This is a genomic window from Acidovorax sp. Root275 (genome assembly GCF_001428965.1).
GTDB lineage: Bacteria > Pseudomonadota > Gammaproteobacteria > Burkholderiales > Burkholderiaceae_C > Acidovorax > Acidovorax radicis.
Map to the genome: position 1 here is coordinate 1,642,949 of NZ_LMJH01000001.1, position 19,936 is coordinate 1,662,884.

Sequence of the window (19,936 nt, forward strand, 5' to 3'; positions counted from 1 at the left end):
GGTCACCCACCCCGTTCGCCCTGAGCTTGTCGAAGGGCTTGCACAGGGAGGGCCCTGGCTTCGACAGGCTCAGCCCGAACGGTGTGGGGGGTGGATCCGCGCATGGGGCTCAAGCGAAGCTGGGCAGGCACTGCGTCAGCGCTGCGGGCCAAGCAGACTGCTGGGCCCAGTCGCGCATGGCTTCGATGTCGGTGGCGAGGTAGCGGTCTTGCTCCAGGTAGGCCACACGCTGGCGGATGGCGGTGAACTGGTCTTCGATCAAGGCAGAGCTCTTGATCGCGCGGTCAAACTCCATGCCCTGGGCAGCGGCCATGGCCTCGATGCCCACCATCACCGCCGCATTGCGCACCATGTCGCCCAGGCGCCGCGCGCCGTAGGTGGCCATGGAGACGTGGTCTTCCTGGTTGGCCGATGTGGGCAGGCTGGTCACGCTGCTGGGGTTGGCCAGGCACTGGTTCTCGGCCGCCAACGCGGCGGCGGTGACCTGCGCGATCATGAAGCCCGAGTTCACGCCGCTGTCGCGGATCAGGAAGGCCGGCAGGCCCGAGAGGCCCGGGTCGAGCAGCAGCGACAGGCGGCGCTCGGAGATGGCGCCGATCTCGGCCACGGCCAGCGCGATGATGTCGGCCACAAAGGCCACGGGCTCGGCGTGGAAGTTGCCGCCGGAGATGACGTCCCCGTTGTCGAACACGAGCGGGTTGTCGGATGCCGCGTTCGCCTCGATGGTCAGCACGCGCGCGGCGTGGTGCAGGTTGTCAAGGCACGCGCCCATCACCTGCGGCACGCAGCGGATGGAGTACGGGTCCTGCACGCGGCCGCAGTTCGGGTGCGAGGTGTCGATGGCGCTGCCGTCCAGCAGCGCGCGCACCGCGGCCGCCACGGCGATCTGCCCGGCCTGGCCACGCGCTTCGTGAATGCGTGCGTCGAACGGTTTGACCGAGCCCTTGATGGCTTCGAGCGACAGGCAGCCTGCCACCAGCGCGGCCGCGAACACGCTCTCTGCGCCGAACAGCCCAGCCAGCGCGAGCGAGGTGGACACCTGCGTGCCGTTGAGCAGCGCCAGCCCCTCCTTGGGGCCCAGCACGAACGGCGCCAGGCCGATGGAGCGCATGGCCTCGGCCCCGGACACCACCGTGCCGTTGACCTTGGCCTGCCCTTCGCCGATCAGCACGCAGGCCAGGTGAGCCAGTGGCGCCAGGTCGCCCGACGCGCCCACCGAGCCCTTGGCCGGGATCACGGGCAGCACGTTGGCATTGGCCATGGCCAGCAGCGCATCCACGATCTCGGGCCGGATGCCGGAGTGCCCGCGCGCCAGGCTGATGGCCTTGGTCGCCAGGATGAGGCGCACCACATCGTCCGCAAGCGCATCGCCCGTGCCCACGCTGTGCGACAGCACCAGATTGCGCTGCAGTTCGGCCAGGCGCTCATGGGCGATCTTGGTGCTGGCGAGCTTGCCGAAGCCGGTGTTGATGCCGTAGACCACCTGGTCTTCGTCCACGATGCGCTGCACCGTGGCCAGCGATGCTTGCATGAGCGCGCGTGCGGACGGGTCGAGCGACAGCTGCACGGGCGCGGCGTAGATGCTGCGCAGCGCAGCCAGCGACACATGGCCGGGGTGCAGGGTCAGAGATGAAGTGGTGGTTTTTGTCATGGCGTTGATCCTGTATATACAAGTAGTCACAAGCGGAAAAATCGAGGCTCTTCAGGCAGAACGTTCAGCCTGAGACGGGGTTTCCGTCGGCTCGGAAACGGCTGCCTAAACGGTAACGGGTGGCGGGGTGCAGGCAGCGCACCACGGTGATCGGCACGCCGCGCGACCAGGTGCGGCGGGTGAGCAGCAGGCAGGGCTCCTGCGGCGACATCTCCAGCAGCGTGGCCTGCTCTGCAGTGGGCATGACGGCGTCGACCACATGCTCGATCTGGTCGAACGGCACGTTGCGCACCAGGTATTCGGAGGGCTGCAGCAGCGTGAAGTCCTGCGCAGCGAACTGGGGCACCTGGCGGGGGTTCACGTGGCGGTCTTCCAGTTGCACGGGCACGCCGTCTTCGCGGTGGATGCACAGCGAGTGGAACACCGACTCGCCGGTGCGCAGGTCCAGCGCGGCGGCCACTTCGAGCGTGGCCGAGATGCGCTCCACTGCCAGCACGTCGCAGCGGTAATCGTGCCCGCGCTGGCGGATCTCGCCGGCCAGGTTGGCGATCTGCAGCAGCGTGGACTGGGGTTTGTCTTCGGCCACGAAGCTGCCCACACCGGCCACGCGCACGATGCGGCCCTGCTCCACCAGTTCGCGCAGCGCGCGGTTCACCGTCATGCGCGAGATGCCGAACTGGGTGACCAGCTCGTTCTCGGACGGCAGGCGGTCGCCCGCGCGCCAGATGCCTTCCTGGATCTTGCGCGAGATGTGGTCCTTGACCTGCTCGTACAGCGCCATGGCCTGCGCGGGCGCGGCCACGGCTGCTGCGCCCTGGGACGGGGCGGCCACGCGGCTGGCGCTGCGTGATGGAGCGGGAGCAGCGGGAGCAACAGCAACAGCGGGACGGCGGGAAGGATGGGCGCTCATGAGTCGGTGTGCTCGGTTCGGCTCAATGCAGGTCTGCCGCCATGGACTCGGCGCGGATTTCTTCCGTCAGGCGCGCCTTGAGGTCCATGAACTCGGGGCTGGTCTTGATGGTGTAGTGGCGTGGGTGGGGCAAGTCCACCGCCAGCTCGGTCTTGATGCGGCCGGGCCGGGCGCTGAACACGGCCACGCGGTTGGCCATGAAGATGGCTTCGTCGATATCGTGGGTGACGAAGAGCACCGTCTTGCGCTCGGCCTCCCAGATGCCCAGCAGCAGCTCCTGCATGAGTACGCGGGTCTGGTTGTCGAGCGCGCCGAAGGGCTCGTCCATCAGCAGGATCTTGGGGTCGTTGGCCAGCGCGCGCGCAATGGCGGTGCGCTGCTGCATGCCGCCCGACAGCTGCTTAGGAAAGTGCTGCTCGAAGCCGCGCAGACCCACCTTGGCGATGAAGTACGCGGCGCGCTCTTTCTGCTGCGATTCAGGCATGCCGCGCTCGCGCAGGCCGAAGCGGATGTTCTGCTCGATGGTGAGCCAGGGGAACAGCGTGTAGCTCTGGAACACCATGCCGCGCTCGGGCCCGGGGCCTTCGACCGGTGCGCCATCGAGCAGCACGCGGCCGCTGGTGGCGTGGTCCAGCCCCGCCACGATGCGCAGCAGCGTGGACTTGCCGCAGCCCGAGGGGCCGAGGATGGTGACGAAGTCGTTGTCCTGCACTTCGAAGTCGACCGGCTGCAGCGCCTGGGTGCGCTGGCCCTTGGCGGTCTCGAAGACGCGCGACACGGCTTGAATGGAAACGCGGCTCATCGCACAAAACTCCAGGCAAACAGACGGTGGTTGAGCGCCTTGAAGGCGAAGTCGGACACCAGCCCAATGAGGCCGATGATGATGATGCCGAAGATGATCTGGCCGGTGTTGAGCAGCGACTGGCTGTCCGTGATCATGTGGCCGATGCCGCTCGACGACCCGATCAGCTCGGCCACGATGACGTAGGTCCAGGCCCAGCCCAGCACCAGGCGCAGGGTTTCGGCGATCTCGGGCGCGGCGCCGGGGATGAGCACGCGGGTGACGATGCCCTTGTGGCCCGCACCCAGCGTGTAGGCAGCCTCCACCAGGTCGCGCCGCGCACCGCCCACCGTCACAGCCACCATGAGCGTGATCTGAAACACCGAGCCGATGAAGATGACGAGGATCTTCTGCGTCTCGCCAATGCCAGCCCAGAGGATCAGCAGCGGAATGAAGGCCGACGCGGGCAGGTAGCGGCAGAACGAGACGAAGGGCTCAAAGAACGCCTCGATGCCCTTGTACGCGCCCATCGCGATGCCCAGCGGCACGGCGATGACAGCGGCCAGGATGAAGCCGCCGAACACGCGCCACACCGTCATGCCGATGTCTTTGTGAAAGCCGTATTCGCTGAACAGCAGCCAGCCTTCCTTGGCCATGGTGACGGGGCTCGCCAGGAACGTGGGCGAGACGAATCCGCCCAGCGTGAAGAACGCCCACACCAGCACGAACAACACAAAAAAACCGAAGCCCAGCAGCCAGCGCGCACGGGCAGTCACAGGCTCCAGTGGAGCGAGCGAACGCCGGCGCACACGTGCTTTAGGCTCGATAACGGACAGGGGTTGCACGGCAGACATGGCGCGTTTTTCTTCCGGTTTTTACTTGATGAAGCTCGCGTCGAACGTGACGGCCAGATCCTCATTCGCCTTGCGGATGATGCCGGCCTCCAGCAGGATGGCCGTGGCGTCCTTCATGAACGTGGTCAGCTCGCCGGCAAAGAATTTCTGGTTGGCGGCCTTGTCCTGCCAGCGCAGGAAGGACGACGACTTGGCGAACTGCTCGCCCGACTGCTTGACCGCCGCGCCCATGATCTCGTTGGACTTTGTCGGGTCGGCCTTGATCATGTCCAGCGCCTGGAAGTACGAGTTGGCCAGGGCCTGCGCGGCCTTGCCGTTGGCCTTGAGCCAGGTGGGGTCGCAACCCACGGTGTCCATCACCATGGGGTAGTCGAGCGTGGTGGCCAAGATCTTGCCCGCGGCAGGGTTGTCGCGCACGGTTGAGAGGTAAGGCTCGTACGTCATGGCAGCGTCGTTCTGCCCTGCCACGAAGGCCTGCGCAGCCGCCTGGGGCGACAGCGTGGTGGTCTTCACGTCCTTGAGGCTCATGCCGTTCTTGCTGAGCATCCAGGCCAGGCCAAAGTACGGAGCAGTGCCGGGTGCGTCCACGCCGATGGTCTTGCCCTTCAGGTCCGCAAAGCCCTTGATGTCGCCGCGCACCGCGATGCCGTCGGCGCCGTAGGACTTGTCCATCTGGAAGATCTGCACGATGGGCACTCCGTTGGCGTTCCATGCCACATGCGTCTCGACCGTGGTGGCGGCGCACTGGATGGACTTGGAGGCCAAGGCCAGGTGGCGGTCCTTCTGCGGGATCATCTTGATCTCCACATCGAGGCCGTTCTTCTTGAAGATGCCCGCCTTGTCGGCCAGGGTGAGCGGCGCAAAGCCCGTCCAGCCGGACATGCCCAGCACAATCTTGGTCTCTTGCGCCTGGGCCGGTGCAGCCACTGCCATCACGCAAGCCGCGGCTGCCGCCAGCGACGTCCATTTCACAACCGATCGAGTCATCATCTGCTCCTGTTTGAAGAAAGTACCTTTGCCCACTCCGGCCGGGTCGCACCCGCTTGCAGCCGCCATGATGACAGCCCAAGCATACCTGTATATACAGGGTAAACGCTAGACTCTCACCGTGTTGGGGGTGGTACCAAGGTTCAGCAAGATCGGGGCCAGCCAAATGCACGAGCGGTTTGACGCCCGATCAGCCCGATCAAGAAACTATCAAAACAATAGCTACCAGCGCATACCTATAAAGCGCTAGCGGCCAATTTTATCCATTTTTAGTTTGACAGAGCGCCAGAACCTCCACAGGGGCATGGAGGCCAAACCCAGCACTGCACTCCGATGGCGGCTGCGCTCGCACCACCCCAGTGCGCCATGCCTCAGCGGGCAGGCGACCGCACCGTACTCAACCGGTACTCAACCGGCATTCAGCCCGCAGCGCCCTGCGGTGTACCGTCCGGGCACGGCAGGCGCGCGGTCACCCGCAGGCCCGGTTCGGCGTTGCGCACCAGCAGCGTGCCGCCGTGGGCTTGCGTGACCAGGCGACACAGGTACAGCCCCAGCCCCACCCCACCCGTGGTGCGTTGGCGCGCAGTGTCAGGGCGGTAGAACGCCTGGGCCAGATGTGGCAGATGCTCGGGCGGTACGCCAGGGCCGTGGTCCCGCACCTCGATCTCCACCACGCCTTCGTGCAGCCGCAGTTCGATCTGCGGCGGCTGGGCCGCCGGGTCGTTGTGGCGCAGGCTGTTGTCCAGCAGATTGCGCATCAGCAGGCGCACGCGGGATCGGTCGAGCATGCAGGTGGGCAAGGTGCCGGTCACCAGCAGCGTGATCGCCGTAGCCCCGGGGTGCCGCACTTCCAGCTCCGCCACTACCTCCCGCGCGAGTTCGGCCAGGTTGGTGGGTTCGCGGTGCAGGGCCGCATGGCGTCCGGCCAGGCGCTCGCTTTCGAGCAGGTCGGTGATGAGCCGGGCCATCTCACCCAGATCGCGCATCAGGGCCGCACGCTGAGCCAGTACATCGGGCGACTCGGGCAGCAGCTCGGTGTTCAGGCGCGCCCGCGTGAGGGGGCTGCGCAGTTCGTGGCTCATGGCCAGCAGCAGGGCCCGCTTGGCCTCCAGCATCTGGTGGATGTCTTCGCCCATGGTGTTGATCGTGCCCGCCAGCTGGCCCAGCTCGTCGGGCCGGTGCGCGTGGCGCACCGGAATCGGCTCGCCAAAGTCGCCATTGCCAAAGCGCCGTGCGCCATGCCGGATGTCGTCCAGGGGCCGCAGCAGGTGGCGCACATACACATAGGCCAGCGCGGTGAGCAACAACAATACCGTGAGCGTGCCCCACGCAATGCGTGGGCGCTTGTCCCACGACAGCGCGTTGAGCCCGAATTCGATGTGGTGGCCATCGGCCGTGGTGCGCTGCAGCAGCCGGTAGCCGGTGTCTTCCCGGCTCCAGTGGTCCTGGCGCTCCACCTTGTCGCTCATCCAGTCAGGGCGCGCCCGGTCGGGATGCGAATCCCAGTGGACCTGCGGCCCGTCGATGCGCAACGTCACTGGCAGCCGGTTCGCAATGGCCTGGGCCCGCTCGATGCTGGGAGGACTGCCGATCTCGGCGGTGAGACGATCCACATAGTCCATCAGCAGCGGGCGCGCGGCTTCCTTCCAGCCCAGGGCCACCACCTTCTGCATGCCCCCCATGAAAACCACCGCGACGGTCACGGCCAGGGCCATGAACACCAACACCAGGCGGATGCGCAGCGAATACCCGACAGCGTCGCGCGCGCGCTGGTGCCAGGGACAACCGGGATCGTGCCCAGGCAGCGAATCAGAGGACTTCATGACGAGATCGATGTCGAGGATGGGGCGCCAGACGCGCTTGCCGCCCTGCGCAGCGCCAGCGAATATCCCGCGTTGCGCAGCGTCTTGATGCAGTCCAACGGCTCCAGCTTCTTGCGCAGGCGGCTGACCACAATGTCCACTGCGCGCGTGTACAGCTCGGCCTCGTGCCCGCGCAACTGGTTGAGGATGTCATCCCGGCTGAACACCTTGCCCGGCTCCCTCGCCAACAGGTGCAGCAGGTCGAACTCGGTGCCCGTCAACTCCAACGCCGCCCCCTGGCGCACCACGCTGCGGCGGGCTGCGTCAATGCTCAGGCCTTCAAACTCCAACGTGGCATCGGCAACGCTGCCAGGTGTGCTGGTACGGCGGCGGCGCAGCACTGTCTGCAGCCGGGCCACCAGCTCGCGCGGTTCAAAGGGCTTTGGCAAGTAATCATCCGCACCCAGCTCCAGCCCTACCACGCGGTCCATCACCTCACCCCGGGCCGTCAGCATCACGATGGGCAGATCGCCCTGCTTGCGGATGGTGCGGCACAGTTCAAACCCATCCATTTCAGGCAGCATGACATCCAGGATGGCGGCATCAAACCCGCCCGCTGCCAACTGGGCCAGTCCGTCGCTGGGTTTGAGTGCGTGGATCAACTCCAGCTCGAACCGCTGAAAATAGATAGCCAGCGGGGGGCCAAGCTGCGCGTCGTCGTCAATAAGCAGGATGCGGTGCATGAGCAATTCTCACACCGTCAGGCGCTAGCTCCATGGGCCACCCCTCCCGCACAGTCCACCACACGCAATGCGCGGTGTCGCACGATCAACTTGCGAAGGCGGCCCTGTGCGCCGGAATGGAGTGTGTCAAAGTGGTCGGCGGCGGCCAACAGAGCGGGCAAGGTCTGGGCCGCCGTTGCGGGCCGGCGGGCAACCAGGCCCAGTGCATGTTCACGGTCAAAACGCGGCCCCCAGACCAGCGACATCAACTCATCGTGGGGATCGGGCATGCCCGCCAGCAGCGCAGGCCCATGTTTGCGCACGCCCTGTGCCAGGCGGTGGATGGGTTCCAGCGTGGGTGACATGTGAAAGCCCCCCGCCATCAGCCGCGCGCCATCCAGCCCTTGCGCCGCTGCATCAGCTCGCGCACTTTCTGCTGCTGGTCGGGGTTCAGGCTGTCGTAAAAATCAGCCAGCGCGCTGATCACTTCAGGGCTATTGGCCTGGACTGCGCGGGTCTTTTCCTCCAGCAGCGTCTGCGCCCGCACACGGTCGAATGTGGCACCTGCCACGATGGCCTGCATCTCTGCGCGGGGGTCTGCAGCCTTGCCGATGAAGGCTGTGCGCTGGACCTCCATTTTGTCGGCCAGTACATTGAGCTTGAGCTTTTGCGCATCGTTCAGGTCTAACTTGCTGCTGACCCGCTCGACGACCTTGCCACGCACTTCGGCCATCTTTTCGGCACTCATCGGGCCACGGTGATGGTGGCCGCTTGAGCAGGCCGTCAAACCGCCTACCGCGATAGAGACGCCGAAGATGCCCGCCAGGGTTTTCTTGATCCAGGGTTTCATGGTGCAGTCCTTTCATGGACGGTGTTGAACATGACCCTGATGGTGCCGACAGAGCGTGCCGATGTGGTCTCGACGCAGTTTCGGTTTATTTCATTTTGTTTCGCCGTCACAGCATGGTGTGACAACTGCCCAGCGCCTGCCCACGGGGCAAGCCGGGCATTTCAACGCAACACGGCCGATAGAACGACCAAGCGGTCTGCCAGCTCTGAGGCCCCGGTACGCATCTGGTCCAGCGGTATGGTGCCCACACTCCAACCGCCGTACCAGATGTCAAAGGCCGTGACGCCAGGAAAGCCTGCGCCCTGGCCATACGCCTGGATCGCCTGGTCTATTTCGGGGTGCAAACTGGGCACGCCCAGCAGCAGTTTTCCATCGAATACCCTTGCCAGATACTGCTGAGCCCCCTCCGGCCGGATATGCAGCGTCAGCACTGACATCGCTTTTTCCCATACGAATCCGTCTTCAGACACAACACCATTCAACCCATTGCTTGCAGCTCTCGATATTCAAGGTCTGCAAATTGCAACTCGCGCTCCAGACCGTGGCCGTCATTGCGGTCAGGACACAGGTTGTCGGTTTGCTGGCGCTGCAGGAGTGTGTCAGTGGGCTGACCCATCTGCATCAAAGGGGCCTCTGGGCAAGCTTCGAGATGGTGGGACGTTGGATGGAAGAAAAACATGGTGCACTCCAAGAGCTGGGCTTTTAAAAAGCCCCGTCAGGACATTAAGGTCCGGGCCTGCCAAGGCCCACGTCAGAACCCCGTGGGGACAGACGTAGGACTGCGCCTACAAACCCAGTTAAGTGGCATGCGCGGGCAAAAGCTGTGAGGTCACCCCTGCGAGGTGGGGCGGTACGCTGCTGTGGTCAGCACTGGGAGTTCGTCTGTACCCCAAGGCATCACCTTCCCCAGCCAGCAGTCCGATGGAGTCCAGCGCAGTCGGCGGGTCACAAGGCTCTGCATACACACGCAATGCAATGTCTTCAGCCGCTGGCGAAAAATACAACCAGAGGTTGTCGTGCTCTTTGTCATAGCAAGAAAAAAGCGCCCTCCCGGACCCTGGAGGGCACATCAGAAACTTTGACATGAACATCTGCTGGATCCGCAAAGCTGGATCGAAAGCCTGTTCGTCATTGCCCAGAGCCAATTTGTACCAACTGCTCATATGCGCCTTTCGTGTGGTCGTGCCAGTAATACGGAACATTCATCGTATTTTTGGCCTGCGACTACGGCACTTCTTGTGCAGCGCATCAATCTGTAGGACAGATTCTTCCAATGCCTCAGGTGCTGCCGGGCATCGCCATGGCTTGGCAATCAATCGTAGGAGGACTCCAGATCACAATGTGGCTCCCGACGGGGCGCTCTCACACGAGATCCGTAGGCTCTCAGCGTTGCACAGCCGAGGCCGGTGATGTAAAGCACCTGGGCTTTCTGGTGGGGGGAATCAACCGGCGGAAGCTGCACCTCCACCATTCCAGCAGCGCGCAAGACACGCAGTTTGTCGATGTTGACGACATCCGATTCAATCAGGGGAAGCGCGTCGCGCTCCAACTCCCTTAAGTACTCCATTGGCATGGTGGCCTCCGGCTTGAACGAGGAAAGATTGTGAAGCGCGAGCCTCTGCGGCTCAAGAATTGATACAAGAAGCTACAACCTTGCAGCTCCTGCACGCCGCATTACCAATGAAGTGCCCGTGTAGCTTGGTGGCGGGCCCGTGACGCCCTAAAACCCACACCCCAACTGTTGCCATTCAGACATGCGCTTGGTCCGCCAAAGAATGGGCCACAAGCCCATGCCGATTTTTGTGATCTTCTTCAGGAGCAATCCATGGCGGCCGCGGTGCTTTACCGCCATTGCGCAGAGACGAAGTCGTTGAACCACCTGCCTTCAGGCGGCAAACTGCTCAACAAGCCCCGGACATGGACGAATACCACCACGCCATCTGCATCCGTCTGCCGAAACGCGAGGAACCTGCAGCGCCATCGCAGTTGGCACTTCAGCAATCTGGGCAATACGGACTTATTTCACGATTGCAAGCTGCGCCCCTGGTGCGCGGTTCGAAACCCGGCTTAGGATGCACCTACCGTCAAATCCGGCGGTTCGCCCCCCCTGTGCGAGTGATGCAATGATTTAGCCCGCCTCGTGCGGGCTATTTTTTTCACTTCTGGACGTTGACGCCATGGAAGCTGAAGCCAGCTCATTTGGAGCATAGCCATTCATTGATAACCGATCAGCTACCGAAGATCAAAAACAAGAAAGGGACAGCTGCTCCCCACGCCGTAGATGAGACGACCTGGTGCTTTGAGAGTCGGACGACCTATCACAACCCCTCGCAATCAACTCCGAAAATTTCTCGCGACCACCCGAAAAACCGAAGCGCTGAAGGCAAGGGCTGAGCTCAGGAGGTTGTTTGGTTGCAGGTACAGAGTCTCCTATGACAACCCCCTTTCGAAAGAGGGAAGTGGGGGTACACAACACCGATTTCACCAGATTTCTCGGTTTGTACCCCAATTGCACCCCCAGTTTGCGTTGGCTGGGGATGGGCAAGCCTGGACGGCCATGGACGCTAAGCCCTTGATTTACCAAAGAAAAAGGGCGTCCACTGGATTAGTGTGGACGCCCTTGGACGGGTGTATGGTGGGCTGGCGTCTACTGAATGAAGTCCGTAAGCCATTGTTTTATAGAAACTTTTACGCTTGATTCCGCCTGATTGTTCCCCGATTTGTTCCCCGGTCACGCCGTGGATACCTGTTGACGGGGGCGCACCCGGATCCACGCTCGCAAAACTAAAAATTAGTTTGGCGGTGTAGTAAATATCCCATCAGGCCAACACTAGATGAACCAACCCAAGAGTCCGTGGCGTCCTCTAATTCGCGATTGCATCGTGTTCTGCAGGAAACACTCATCGAGCTGGGCCGCGCACAAGGGATGAGCGCTGGCTGACATTCTTTTATTGGCACATCTGCGCACATGCCAATAATGCATAGGTACCTTCCCATTGCATCTACATACTCGGCGAGATCAAAAAAACCCTCTGGGCCACCGCCGATAAGCTCCGCGCCAACATGGACGCCGCCGAATACAAGCAGCTGGTGCTCGGCCTCATCTTCGCAAATACCTCTCTGACACCTTTGCCGCCCGCCGCGCCGAGCTGACGGCCCGCCTCACCAACCCCGACGAATACTTCTACGGCGACGCCGACCCTGCCGACATCGAAGCCGAGCTGGAAGACCGCGACTATCACAAAGAGATCAACGTCTTCTGGGTGCCCGAAGGCGCGCGATGGGAGGCGCTGCGTGTTGGGTATAGCTGGGGCGGGGCTTAGCGTAAGAGGACGGCTTGGCTTGCCGCTGTTCACGGCGCAAACCGTGCTGCCTTCTGCACCTCGTTGTTGGCCTCCTGCACAAACCGGATTTCGTTGGTCGGGATGCCCATGTCGATCTTCGTTGTCCTTGATCGACTGATGGGCGCTTCAGGGCGAGGTCTGCGTAAGCGCCAATTTCGCCCCCAAAGTCGACGTGCGCAGCGACACCTGTGCGGAAGGCGGCCATCAATTGTGATCCGAGCCAGATCAAACTGGACTGAACGCACAGTTGGCTCTGGCTCATTCCGACGCGATTCAGGTGCGCATCAGCACCACACCTCGACGCACCTCAACAACTGCGCACGAATCTCGGCAGGCTTGGCGGTCAAGTCAACGGTCGCAAAGCGGAGCGGATGGCCCTGTATGACGACCGTCTCATCGATCATCGTTCCAGCGGAGGGGTGCAGCAGCAAGCCGCTTGCGGAGTCTGCCAGCGGACCGCCGCAGCCGACCTGTGACCTCAGATAGGCATACATCTGGTAGATGTAGCCGCTGCGCAGGCTTTGCTCCCGATACCACCCCGCCGTAACGATGGAGGTGAACTTGGTGTCGATGACGATACGTCGCCCCGAGCCACCATGGTCGAGCACTACGTCGGTCCGCATGGCAGGCAAGATGTCGTCAATACGTTCCGTCTTGGACGAGATTTGCCACTGCAGCGTGGAGCCGCAACGTACATGCCACCCGAGTGGATTGAGCGCCACTGCATACAGGCCGCCAACGGCGCGCTCAAACAGACGGCGAACCCACGCCTCATCCCGGCCAGGCATCGCCAGTACGTTGCCACCGGCAGATTCCGTGGGTAGTGCTAGGTCATAGGCAAGCTTGGCCGCTTCCACCATGAACTGGTCGTTCGCATCATGGCGTCCGAAGCGATCAGCGCTCATTTGTGCGCGGGTCGGCGGCTGGCCTGCGACGCCTCGGGCCCGCATCGCTGCTGCGAGAGACCGACACCGATGGGCGGCAGTGGGCTTCTTGACCAGACGAGCAACTGACTCCAATGCTGCGCGGACAAAACGATTCCGTGGCGTGTCGATGGTGAGTTCGGCAAAGCGGCAGGCCACCAAGCCGCGATCCAACAATTGGCGCCGTTCAGTGGTCAGCACATCGATGCGCCCACGAACGCGGCTGAGCCACTCTTCCCGAGGTCTGTAGCCCAGGCTCAGCTGACGGTGCAGCCGAATCTCAACGGCATGGGCTAAAATTTCCGCCACCAGATCGGGCAATTCATCTGGGCTTTCTTCGACCTTCACATGGGCGGCGCCGCCAGATCGAAACAGGTCTGACGCATACAGCATCAAGAGCCACAGGTTCCGGACAGGAATGCGCCCCACGAATCCGGGCGTGAACCCCGATTCGGTGAAACCCGGTGGAGCGATACGGCCCATCACCAGCCCTGCAACAACCGTGATGTGGCCTGACGTGCCTCCTCAGGGGAGTCAAACCAATACTCTTCCAGCAGCGGGCCGATCTCCGTCTCCACGACTTGCTGGAACCACCGCCGGGTACTACCCCCATCCAGCCGATGCACAGGCGTGACGTAGCTGTGACCGATTCGGAACTGTTTGCCCAAGCGTGCATCCGCTGCAATCTGTTCGTTCAGCTCGGCCATGCGTCGCTCGATGTCTGACGCGAGCGCTTCATCCACAGCGCATGCTGACACCACCCAGCTACGCCAGGCTGGCCCGAAGCGAGGCTCAAGGCCAACAAACGCAAAGCGGCGCCGCAACGCCAGATCGACCAGCGCCAACGACCGATCAGCGATGTTCATGGTGCCGATCACATGAAGGTTCTCAGGGATGTGAACCGGCCGACGCACGCCGTCAGCATCCGGGTAGCACAGCTCCAACGCCTCGCTGGGGGTGCGCTTGCCTGCCTCCAGCAGCGTCAGCAATTCACCGAACACCTGGGCCGGATTGCCTCGGTTGATCTCCTCGATGACGACAACGAACTTGGCAGCGGGCTCCTTTTTCGCAGCCGTGATGGCCTCCATGAAGACGCCATCGGCGAGCGTGAGTTTTCCCTCGCCAGTGGGCCGCCAGCCGCGCACGAAGTCCTCGTACGAAAGATTCGGGTGGAACTGGACAGCTCTGACCTTGCTCTCGTCCTTTTGCCCCATCAAGGTAAAGGCCAGTCGCTTGGCCAGCCAGGTCTTGCCGGTGCCAGGTGGCCCTTGCAAGATCAGGTTCTTCTTGGTGCGCAGCCGATCGAGCATTAACTCAAGCTCTGGCTCCGACATGAAGCAGCCGTCACGGGTGATGTCGTCAAGCGTGTATGGCACGATGGGTGCCTGAGTCTGGACGACCTCGGCTGCAAGCTCATCGCCCGAGTCATCGTGGGGGATGTCTGGCGTGGCGTCATCCTCCTGAAGGGCAGGCGTCGCATCCTTGAACTGCCAAGATGCCAGCGACAATTCCGGGAAGCTGTGCACCGGGTAGTCGTCCTCCGCGAACCGCGTGCGCAAGTCGTCGGCAAGTTGCAAATACGCGGCCGCCTCACAAGGCGCTTGCGGGGCTGGCGTGGTGATCGGAACGCCGAGACGCTTCCGGATGTAATGCCGTGACTGGCTGTCCAGCGTCGGAAACTCCCAGGGAATGGCCCAATACAAACCAGTGGACAGGTTCCACGCCACACCCCAGACCTGGGTGGCGGCGTCATAGGCCTCTATGAACTCGTCGCGAGTGCCTGGCCCGTTGCCTTCAGCCAGCGCCTGCGCCGCAGCAAAGACACGCCAAAGGGCATCAATGTCACCCGCGCCTCGCTTGTCCGCGTACCGGAAGAACCAGGACCGTTGGTTGTTGAGCACGGGGATGCCTTCGAACGTCGCGGGCACAGGCACAGTGACGCCAAGCAACTTCGCCAGCTCTGCCGCAATCAGCTTGCGGTTGGCGTCCGTCATGCCTCGGTTGAACGTGCCCATCACCGTGAACGGGCAGATGTCCTGCAGGGGGCCGCTGCTTCCGTCCGGGAATTTGTCCTGCAGATAGCCCAGACCTTGGACGTGCTGAGCAATCTGGTGGATGCCCTGAATGAGCGGCGCTCGGTTGCTTGCGTAGGCCAGCAGCTTCTCGGCGACAGCCTCGTAGAAGTCTGCCCACTGGAACAGGGTGCCGAAGCGATCCTTCCAGTACGGCGCGTTGCGGAATCGCTCAATGTCTTGCGGCTTGCCTTCAAACGCAAACTCGATCAGCGCATCCGCATTCCATTCGCCGGGCACAACGCGCCAGATGGTTGGGCGGTACGTGGAGAAGTACCACTCACGCACGCCATCGGCGGGCTGCCACTGCACCTTGACGCACTCACCGTCCTGCGGATTCTCGGTAATGACACCGGTGGCTTTGATGCCCATGACGGACACCGTCTGCTGGCGGTTGTCGAAGGGCAGACCGTGCTTGCGCACGTACGCCGCCTTGATAGCAATTCGCTCGCCAGGCCGCATGGATCGCACCAGGGCTTGTTCCTTCTGATTTGGACTGCGGACCTCCCAGATGCCCTCTTCGAGGAAGCGAGCACTCTGGTCGTCGGTATGGCCAAAGCTGGCCCCGACGAACCAGGTTGTACCGGAAGACTCGCGTAGACTTGCGCTACTCATGCAGCTTTCTCCTCATTGAATATCCCTTTCTTTCGACAGGCATCGAGAAAAGGCTGTTTAAGGAAATTGCAATCGGCGAATGGGCGTTTTCCGGTGTTGAACGCCAACGTCTTGAGAAAATCTTGAGGATCTTTCCCAAGCTCTCTCCATTCATCCAGAACCTGCGTGAGCCAAGCTTTGCCATCACTTTCCGTACAAAGCTTCGACTTGTAGCGCTCTTCGATCCCGTACACATCCTTCCACGTGTCAAGCTCCTGCGTCATGGACGCAGGGCCAAATTGCAGGGTGATATCGGCCGGCGTCAGCTTGGCGATGTCGGAATGCTGCAGGTCTATTTGCAGCTCGATGGAATGAGGCGTCGTCTTGTAGGGGTAGAAGGAGGAGCGTCGATGAACAGCCCTCGTTGGATCTTTAAGCGGGTAGGCTGGATCCCTGCTGGTCTTATAGCTGCTGTTGCAGTGGTGACAGGCTGGGACGAGGTTACGGAAGTTGATGGAGTTGAACGGATACAGCGCTTTGGGCAGGTAGTGGTCATAGGCCTCTCGCTTGCTGTGGTACTCGCCCAGCAAATCGTTGATGCCGCAAAATGGGCATTTGCCTGCCTTGTTGGCCTGTACAAAGGTCTGGTAATGGTCGTCGATGTCGCCGCACTTTTTTCTCAGAGCGGCAACGTCCACATGCGAGTAAAGCCCTTTGAAGAATGACGCCAGCTGGTCACGTAAGTCTTTGAGCTCGTTGGGAAAATCAGCGTATCGCTTCAGTGACATGGCATGGTCGTTGGCGCATACCCCTTCCACATCGTTATTCGCTCTGTACCAAAGACGAAGCTGCTCGACCTGGCAAGCAGTCAGCGGCCCGAAGAGCGCATAGATGCGTTCTACATGTCCTGCGAAAAACTCGGCACCTTTGCTGTCGTCGTAGTGAAACGCCGTCATCGCCTCAAGCAGCTCAGGATTCCAGGCGAACAGATCCAGACGGTAGGGGCCTTTTGACGGTGCCTGGCACCATACTGCATAGAAGATGAAGTCGATAAACGCCTGCATCTTTTCCATCGGGTGCGGGACATAGGTGTAAGGAAATAGCATCAGCCCTGCGCCTCCCCATCGCCTGGCTGATCGCCATCGAGAATGGCCTTGATCAGCAAAACCTTTTCCACCGAGTCACCGAGCTGCTGATGAATCTCCGTGATCAGGGATTCCTTATCTTCGGTGCCCTTTTCAAAACGAGCCCGCAACACGTCCAACAAGGCCTGTGCATGGCCGCCGATCGTTTCGCGCTTGCCGAAGGTGTTCATGGTGATCTTGTTGATCGACGCGCCCAGCGTGTTGTACGGCGGGTGGCTGACGCTGACTTTGCCACTCGATTTTTCCTTAGCAAACACCAGCACCTTCTCTGGCTTGCTATCAGAAATCAGAAATGGCGTGTGGGTGGTGATCAGCATTTCCTGTGCGCATTCGCCATTGCCCGGCAGGCACTGGCGCAAGCGGCTGATGAAGTTGGCGCGCCAGTTGGGGTTGAAGTGCGTTTCGGGCTCGTCGAGCAGGAATAGGCTGTTGGTGTCGCGGAAGAGAAGGCAGAGCCCGAGGCTGTGCAGCAATTGGTGCTCGCCGTCCGATAACTCCTTGAGCACCATTGGCTTAGCCACGCCTTGCTTGGTAAAGCGAACAAACTTGAAGCGCATGATGCGCTGGTCGGATGCTAAGGTTGGCACCGTCTCGCTGACGTAGTGGCTGGTCGACGTGTACAGATCGGTCTTCAGAAACTCGCTGACGGCATACAGGTTGAGCGTCAACAGCACCTGAAACGCCTGGAACAGCACCAGCGCCGAGCCGTCGAAGTTCTCGCGGAATGCCTGGCGGGTTGACTCATTCACCCAGTAGTCGAGCACAAGGGTATCGCTGGCCTCGTCGATGTAACTGAGCGTGGCGCAACGCTTGAGGGCGCTCACCACCAGTGAGGACTTCTCGTCACCCTCCAGCAGCTGAAGCACGTTCAGACGATAGCGGGTACTTCCTGGCTCATCAGTTTCCGAGAGCGCGGGATTGCCTTTAATGATCTCGCGGCGAACCCAATCATCAACTGATTGGCTGATCTCAGACTCTGAGAGCCCGCTTGTTCGAGCTTGCGCCTGTATTCGATTTCGTCGCTCGCGCTTCTGATCTTCATCGGCGAGATCGAAGGCTTCCAGTTGTATTGCATTGATCGGAATTCGGCGGCGCAGGATGATGCGGAACTCCCGCAAGGCCTCGATGCCCATATCCTCGCGGAAGGGCTGGAGTGTGGCCTCGTCCTGAAAAAGCAGGTTGCACAGCAGGATGGCCTGGCTGAATCCGCTGTCCAGGTACGCCAGCCGTGTCTCCGGATGGCCGGGGTAGCTTAGTTGCCGTGTCAGTGCATTCCAGTACTCGTCGAACTGCACGAAGCGCATCTTGAAGAACGGCAGGCTGAGGATCTCGTTCTCGCCCGAGGAATAGCCCAGCACGTACTGCGGCACCAGGAGATCCCGCTCTTCATCGGTCAAGCGACTGGAAGAAAAACCCTCGGAAGGGAATGCTTCGTTGTTCTCCCAGCGTAGCCAGGGCGACTCTCCCGCTTCCTTGATCACCACTACGTGCGCGAATGTCGGGCTGCCGGAGGTTCTGTATCCCTTGGGCAGCTTGATCAAGTATTCGAGCTCATAGGCATCGGGCGAAACCTTCTGCGCCTCGTCTTGCAGAGCCTCAGGCAGAAAGCTGCGACGCACACGCAGCACTTCCAGCTGAAAAAAGATCGCCGCCAGCGCTTCGAGTAGGTTGGATTTACCGCTGCCATTGGGTCCGGCACAGACGAAGGGCGCAAAGTCGTTCGCTTGCGCCAACTCGTCCTGCAAGCTCCACTCGGTGCGGAAGTGGTGCTCGAAGCCACAGGGCAGGCTGCGAAAACCTGCAGGGTCGGTGATCTTAAGGCGCAGCAGCTTCATGCCAGGCTTTGCTCGGCGGCAGCTTTGAGCTCGATGCGGTTGCCGTCGTCGTCAAACGCCTGCGTCATGGCACCAGCGGCCAAGGCCTTGAACACCCAGGACTTGATGGACTCGTAGTCGCTGGCAGTCCATTCGAAATCATTGTCCGGGTGCAGTTCGCTCAGCCGGGTTTGCGCGGCGGCGATGAAGCGTTCGAGGGAGAAAGCCGCACTGCCTAACTGCGTGCGATAAGCCTCCAACCAGAAACGCAGCAGCGGCGCAAGCTGTGTACGGTCTTGCAGTGCGGGCAGCAGTAAATCGGTTTCGGGCAGCTCGATCACCGGAGTGGTGATCGGCACAGGCACGGCAGCAGCCACGGGGCTTTCTCCTTCGATGTGTACGGCAGGCAGGGTCACCCGCGACAAATCCAACTCGCCCTTGAAGGCCTGCTGGCTCAGTGCACCATAGAGGGCTTCGAGGTCAGTGAGGCTTTGTTGGTAGCAGGACTTGATCGCTTCGACCTTTTCGACGATTGCGGAAAATTGGTCCTGAAGTTCGATAGATGGATACGGAAACTCCAGTGAATCGAGCACTCCGGTGTTCATGTGGGTAAAGGCGCCATCTGCTCCTGTCTTCAAGCGCCCTACTCGCCCCTTGCAGTACAGCATCAATGAAACGAAGTGCAGGGGTCGCAACTCATCGCCTAATCGAACACGAATCAGATTAGTGCTGATGATCGAAGGCTGTTCATTCATGCGAGCGACACACATCTTTCCAACGGTGCCGGCCCGCGAAACGATGATGTCGCCATCCTTCACCGAGTACGCCGCAAGATCGTCATACTTGTCAGCTGTGATCCACATGCGAAACGGAAGCGCCATTCGTCCATCTGAGGCGATGTTGTCCATATTCCAGACTGGCACGCCCGCATCGACGAACTCCTCCTTCTTCAATGCACTTCCGAATGGGCCGCACTTAGTTCCCTCTTTCGAATTGACATAAAACTCCGAAAGCTTTCTTACAGGGAAAGCATGAGGATTCAGAATCGGGTCACCGAACATCTTCAGAAACACGCTCCTGAGCAGATCGTCGAGTTGTTGCAGGTGTTGTTTGCGCTGGGCAATCAGTCCTTCCACTTTTCCGAGCAGATGGGCAATGCGGACTTGGTCGTCGAGAGGCGGGAGCGGCATTTCGTGTGCCCAGAATGATTTCATCTTCATTCGTGGCATCTTTGCCCCATCTACTTGCGCACTTGCCCAGGAGACGAACTCGGGGGATCGCAGATAGAAGCACAAAAACTCGCGATTCAGTTCTCCGAGACTTGGTCTAAGCGGGACCAGCTCCGTTGTTGCAATGCCATTACTGTCAGGGCAGATAACTTTATTCAGATATGGGCGTAGTTTTGAGTAGAGGACATTTCCAGTGTCAAATACGAACGTAGATGTGCCTGCATCCGAGGCCCGTCCATAATTGCGGCGCCCGATCTT

At 61.3% G+C, this 19,936-nt stretch carries 17 protein-coding genes and 1 pseudogene; 1 reads left to right on the forward strand and 17 read right to left on the reverse strand.

Annotation, left to right across the window (positions count from 1 at the left end; translation table 11 throughout):
• Positions 1-109: 109 nt before the first annotated feature.
• From hutH to ASE52_RS25005, 12 genes are all read right to left on the reverse strand, one after another.
• Entirely contained in the window at positions 110-1,651 is a 1,542-nt protein-coding gene (gene hutH / locus ASE52_RS07310) for a histidine ammonia-lyase (RefSeq protein ID WP_057224814.1), read from the reverse strand.
• 64 nt (positions 1,652-1,715) lie between these two features.
• Positions 1,716-2,432: a histidine utilization repressor gene (gene hutC, locus ASE52_RS07315; RefSeq protein WP_225585014.1), complete on the reverse strand. Its 717-nt coding sequence runs from the start codon at positions 2,430-2,432 to the stop codon at positions 1,716-1,718.
• Positions 2,433-2,583: 151 nt separating this feature from the next.
• The gene (locus tag ASE52_RS07320) at positions 2,584-3,363 is read right to left on the reverse strand and encodes an ABC transporter ATP-binding protein (protein ID WP_010465688.1); all 780 of its coding nucleotides are present in this window, start codon (positions 3,361-3,363) and stop codon (positions 2,584-2,586) included.
• Positions 3,360-4,196, reverse strand: a complete 837-nt coding sequence (locus ASE52_RS07325; RefSeq protein ID WP_057224818.1) for an ABC transporter permease — start codon at positions 4,194-4,196, stop codon at positions 3,360-3,362. Before ASE52_RS07325 ends, ASE52_RS07320 begins: the two co-directional genes overlap by 4 nt.
• 21 nt (positions 4,197-4,217) lie before the next feature.
• Complete coding sequence (locus ASE52_RS07330) at positions 4,218-5,183, reverse strand: ABC transporter substrate-binding protein (RefSeq protein WP_082606814.1); 966 nt, start codon at positions 5,181-5,183, stop codon at positions 4,218-4,220.
• Between the two features lie 419 nt (positions 5,184-5,602).
• Positions 5,603-7,006 carry a HAMP domain-containing sensor histidine kinase gene (locus ASE52_RS07335; RefSeq protein ID WP_057224822.1) on the reverse strand — a complete coding sequence of 468 codons (1,404 nt, stop codon included), beginning with the start codon at positions 7,004-7,006 and terminating at the stop codon, positions 5,603-5,605.
• Positions 7,003-7,728 carry a response regulator transcription factor gene (locus ASE52_RS07340; protein ID WP_057224823.1) on the reverse strand — a complete coding sequence of 242 codons (726 nt, stop codon included), beginning with the start codon at positions 7,726-7,728 and terminating at the stop codon, positions 7,003-7,005. The genes ASE52_RS07335 and ASE52_RS07340 overlap by 4 nt, the downstream gene beginning before the upstream one ends.
• A gap of 17 nt (positions 7,729-7,745) precedes the next feature.
• Positions 7,746-8,072, reverse strand: a complete 327-nt coding sequence (locus tag ASE52_RS07345) for a hypothetical protein (RefSeq protein ID WP_035198355.1) — start codon at positions 8,070-8,072, stop codon at positions 7,746-7,748.
• 17 nt (positions 8,073-8,089) lie between these two features.
• Positions 8,090-8,557, reverse strand: coding sequence for a Spy/CpxP family protein refolding chaperone (locus ASE52_RS07350; protein WP_057224825.1), 468 nt, complete (start codon positions 8,555-8,557; stop codon positions 8,090-8,092).
• A gap of 161 nt (positions 8,558-8,718) precedes the next feature.
• Complete coding sequence (locus ASE52_RS07355; RefSeq protein WP_010465701.1) at positions 8,719-8,994, reverse strand: hypothetical protein; 276 nt, start codon at positions 8,992-8,994, stop codon at positions 8,719-8,721.
• Between the two features lie 41 nt (positions 8,995-9,035).
• On the reverse strand, positions 9,036-9,236 hold the full coding sequence (locus ASE52_RS25575; protein WP_140426153.1) for a hypothetical protein: 201 nt from the start codon (positions 9,234-9,236) through the stop codon (positions 9,036-9,038).
• A gap of 633 nt (positions 9,237-9,869) precedes the next feature.
• A complete protein-coding gene (locus ASE52_RS25005; RefSeq protein ID WP_081474688.1) occupies positions 9,870-10,130 on the reverse strand; it encodes a hypothetical protein in 261 nt (86 codons plus the stop codon).
• 1,433 nt (positions 10,131-11,563) lie between these two features.
• On the opposite strand from ASE52_RS25005, the pseudogene ASE52_RS25010 reads away from it, so the two are divergent.
• Positions 11,564-11,853 (forward strand): annotated as a pseudogene (locus ASE52_RS25010) (type I restriction-modification system subunit M N-terminal domain-containing protein); the annotation flags it as partial.
• A gap of 332 nt (positions 11,854-12,185) precedes the next feature.
• Here ASE52_RS25010 and mcrC read toward each other — a convergent pair.
• The 5 genes from mcrC to ASE52_RS07395 are packed head-to-tail and all read right to left on the reverse strand — an operon-like array spanning position 12,186 to position 19,669.
• On the reverse strand, positions 12,186-13,307 hold the full coding sequence (mcrC, locus tag ASE52_RS07375; protein ID WP_057224831.1) for a 5-methylcytosine-specific restriction endonuclease system specificity protein McrC: 1,122 nt from the start codon (positions 13,305-13,307) through the stop codon (positions 12,186-12,188).
• Complete coding sequence (locus ASE52_RS07380; RefSeq protein ID WP_057224833.1) at positions 13,307-15,511, reverse strand: AAA family ATPase; 2,205 nt, start codon at positions 15,509-15,511, stop codon at positions 13,307-13,309. Before ASE52_RS07380 ends, mcrC begins: the two co-directional genes overlap by 1 nt.
• A complete protein-coding gene (locus ASE52_RS07385; protein ID WP_057224835.1) occupies positions 15,508-16,596 on the reverse strand; it encodes a hypothetical protein in 1,089 nt (362 codons plus the stop codon). Before ASE52_RS07385 ends, ASE52_RS07380 begins: the two co-directional genes overlap by 4 nt.
• Positions 16,596-18,470: a restriction system-associated AAA family ATPase gene (locus ASE52_RS07390; protein ID WP_057224837.1), complete on the reverse strand. Its 1,875-nt coding sequence runs from the start codon at positions 18,468-18,470 to the stop codon at positions 16,596-16,598. Before ASE52_RS07390 ends, ASE52_RS07385 begins: the two co-directional genes overlap by 1 nt.
• On the reverse strand, positions 18,467-19,669 hold the full coding sequence (locus tag ASE52_RS07395) for a restriction endonuclease subunit S (RefSeq protein WP_347230958.1): 1,203 nt from the start codon (positions 19,667-19,669) through the stop codon (positions 18,467-18,469). The genes ASE52_RS07390 and ASE52_RS07395 overlap by 4 nt, the downstream gene beginning before the upstream one ends.
• Positions 19,670-19,936: the final 267 nt, after the last annotated feature.

Excerpts from the sequence above, each read along its gene's own strand:
- ASE52_RS07335 (WP_057224822.1), bottom strand. The coding sequence starts at position 7,006 with ATGAAGTCCTCTGATTCGCTGCCTGGGCACGATCCCGGTTGTCCCTGG.
- ASE52_RS07390 (WP_057224837.1), bottom strand. The coding sequence starts at position 18,470 with ATGAAGCTGCTGCGCCTTAAGATCACCGACCCTGCAGGTTTTCGCAGC.
- ASE52_RS07395 (WP_347230958.1), bottom strand. The coding sequence starts at position 19,669 with ATGAAGATGAAATCATTCTGGGCACACGAAATGCCGCTCCCGCCTCTC.
- ASE52_RS07380 (WP_057224833.1), bottom strand. The coding sequence starts at position 15,511 with ATGAGTAGCGCAAGTCTACGCGAGTCTTCCGGTACAACCTGGTTCGTC.
- ASE52_RS25575 (WP_140426153.1), bottom strand. The coding sequence starts at position 9,236 with ATGTTTTTCTTCCATCCAACGTCCCACCATCTCGAAGCTTGCCCAGAG.
- mcrC (WP_057224831.1), bottom strand. The coding sequence starts at position 13,307 with ATGGGCCGTATCGCTCCACCGGGTTTCACCGAATCGGGGTTCACGCCC.
- ASE52_RS07325 (WP_057224818.1), bottom strand. The coding sequence starts at position 4,196 with ATGTCTGCCGTGCAACCCCTGTCCGTTATCGAGCCTAAAGCACGTGTG.
- ASE52_RS07350 (WP_057224825.1), bottom strand. The coding sequence starts at position 8,557 with ATGAAACCCTGGATCAAGAAAACCCTGGCGGGCATCTTCGGCGTCTCT.
- ASE52_RS07330 (WP_082606814.1), bottom strand. The coding sequence starts at position 5,183 with ATGACTCGATCGGTTGTGAAATGGACGTCGCTGGCGGCAGCCGCGGCT.
- ASE52_RS07340 (WP_057224823.1), bottom strand. The coding sequence starts at position 7,728 with ATGCACCGCATCCTGCTTATTGACGACGACGCGCAGCTTGGCCCCCCG.
- ASE52_RS07385 (WP_057224835.1), bottom strand. The coding sequence starts at position 16,596 with ATGCTATTTCCTTACACCTATGTCCCGCACCCGATGGAAAAGATGCAG.
- ASE52_RS07355 (WP_010465701.1), bottom strand. The coding sequence starts at position 8,994 with ATGTCAGTGCTGACGCTGCATATCCGGCCGGAGGGGGCTCAGCAGTAT.
- hutC (WP_225585014.1), bottom strand. The coding sequence starts at position 2,432 with ATGGCGCTGTACGAGCAGGTCAAGGACCACATCTCGCGCAAGATCCAG.
- ASE52_RS07345 (WP_035198355.1), bottom strand. The coding sequence starts at position 8,072 with ATGTCACCCACGCTGGAACCCATCCACCGCCTGGCACAGGGCGTGCGC.
- ASE52_RS25005 (WP_081474688.1), bottom strand. The coding sequence starts at position 10,130 with ATGCCAATGGAGTACTTAAGGGAGTTGGAGCGCGACGCGCTTCCCCTG.
- hutH (WP_057224814.1), bottom strand. The coding sequence starts at position 1,651 with ATGACAAAAACCACCACTTCATCTCTGACCCTGCACCCCGGCCATGTG.
- ASE52_RS07320 (WP_010465688.1), bottom strand. The coding sequence starts at position 3,363 with ATGAGCCGCGTTTCCATTCAAGCCGTGTCGCGCGTCTTCGAGACCGCC.